Here is a 1770-nt window from a genome sequence, read left to right on the forward strand (position 1 = left end):
GTCGGCTCCGGCACCGAGTGGAAGCTGCGGGTCGGAGGACCCGTCGGCTCGGCCCACTGTCAGACCTCCATCAGTTCGGCTTCCTTGTGCTTCATCAACTCGTCGATCTGACCGACGTACTTCGCGGTCGTCTTGTCGAGCTCCTTCTCGGCACGGTTCACGTCGTCCTCACCGGCTTCGCCGTCCTTCTGGATGCGGCCGAGTTCCTCCATCGCCTTGCGGCGGACGTTGCGCACCGCCACCTTGGCGTCCTCGCCCTTGGCTCTGGCCTGCTTGACGAGTTCGCGGCGACGCTCCTCGGTGAGCTGCGGGACCGAGATGCGGATGATGTTGCCGTCGTTGGAGGGGTTGACCCCGAGATCGGAGTTGCGGATCGCGGTCTCGATCGCGTTCAGCTGCGAGGCCTCGTACGGCTTGACGATGACCATGCGCGCTTCGGGAACATTGATGCTGGCGATCTGCGTGATCGGCGTGGGAGCACCGTAGTAGTCGACGACGATGCGGTTGAACATGCCCGGGTTCGCCCGACCGGTCCGGATGCCGGCCAGATCGTCCCGGGCCACCGTGACGGCTTTCTCCATCTTCTCTTCGGCTTCGAAGAGGGCTTCATCGATCACGGCAGTTCCTCCATGTTCCGTTGTCCGTTCATGACCGTACGAGTGTTCCGATCTTCTCACCGGCGATGGCTCGAGCGATATTGCCCTTGGTCAGCAGATTGAAGACCATGATCGGCATGGCGTTGTCCATGCACAGGCTGAAGGCGGTCGCGTCGGCGACCTTGAGGCCCTGTTCGATGACCTCGCGATGGGTGATCTCCTCGAACAGCACCGCATCGGGGTTGGTGCGTGGGTCGTCGGAGTAGACGCCGTCCACGGCCTTCGCCATGAGGACGACCTCGGCGCCGATCTCGAGGGCACGCTGCGCGGCGGTGGTGTCGGTGGAGAAGTACGGCATACCCATGCCTGCACCGAAGATGACCACGCGCCCCTTCTCGAGGTGCCGGCGCGCACGCAGCGGCAGGTAAGGCTCCGCGACCTGCCCCATCGTGATCGCCGTCTGCACGCGGGTATCGATGCCTTCCTTCTCCAGGAAGTCCTGCAGCGCAAGGGAATTCATGACCGTGCCGAGCATGCCCATGTAATCGGACCGCGCACGTTCGAGACCACGCTGCTGAAGTTCGGCGCCGCGAAAGAAGTTGCCGCCACCGATCACCACCGCGACCTCGGCGCCCCCGCGCACGACCTCTGCGATCTGCTGGGCCACCGTCGTCACCACATCCGGGTCGAGTCCGACCTTGCCACCGCCGAACATCTCGCCGCCGAGCTTGAGCAGTACCCGGCGGAATCCGGGCCGATCGTGGGCGTGGTCGGACATGACTCTCCTCTGGTTGCACATGAATCGGCCCTTACCATCCTGCCTCATCCACCCTGGGGAACCGAGATCGGGCGGATCGACACGCCACACCTGTCACCGCGCGACACGCGCGGGTGCCTCCGGGCCCGAGGCGGCGTGGCCCGACACACCTCGACCCCGCCGGTTGTGAACCGACGGGGTCGAGGAGTGGAAGAACTAGCTGGCGCCGACCTCGAAACGCACGAAGCGGGTGACGGTCGCACCGGCCTCGTCGAGGATCGCCTTGACGGTCTTCTTCGAGTCCGTCACGGACGCCTGCTCGAGCAGGACGACGTCCTTGAAGTAACCGTTGACACGGCCTTCGACGATCTTCGGCAGGGCCTGCTCCGGCTTGCCCTCGGCCTTGGCGGTCTCCTC

Annotated in this window: 2 protein-coding genes and 1 pseudogene; all 3 read right to left on the reverse strand. The window is 65.0% G+C overall.

The window, feature by feature from the left end:
- Positions 1-59 precede the first annotated feature (59 nt).
- Positions 60-617: a ribosome recycling factor gene (gene frr, locus R1101_RS0122770; RefSeq protein ID WP_016935508.1), complete on the reverse strand. Its 558-nt coding sequence runs from the start codon at positions 615-617 to the stop codon at positions 60-62.
- 28 nt (positions 618-645) lie between these two features.
- Positions 646-1374, reverse strand: a complete 729-nt coding sequence (pyrH, locus tag R1101_RS0122775) for a UMP kinase (protein WP_006550976.1) — start codon at positions 1372-1374, stop codon at positions 646-648.
- Positions 1375-1569: 195 nt separating this feature from the next.
- A pseudogene (locus R1101_RS28295) lies at positions 1570-1770 on the reverse strand (translation elongation factor Ts); the annotation flags it as partial.

This window comes from Rhodococcus sp. R1101, assembly GCF_000278445.1.
Lineage (GTDB): Bacteria > Actinomycetota > Actinomycetes > Mycobacteriales > Mycobacteriaceae > Rhodococcus > Rhodococcus gordoniae.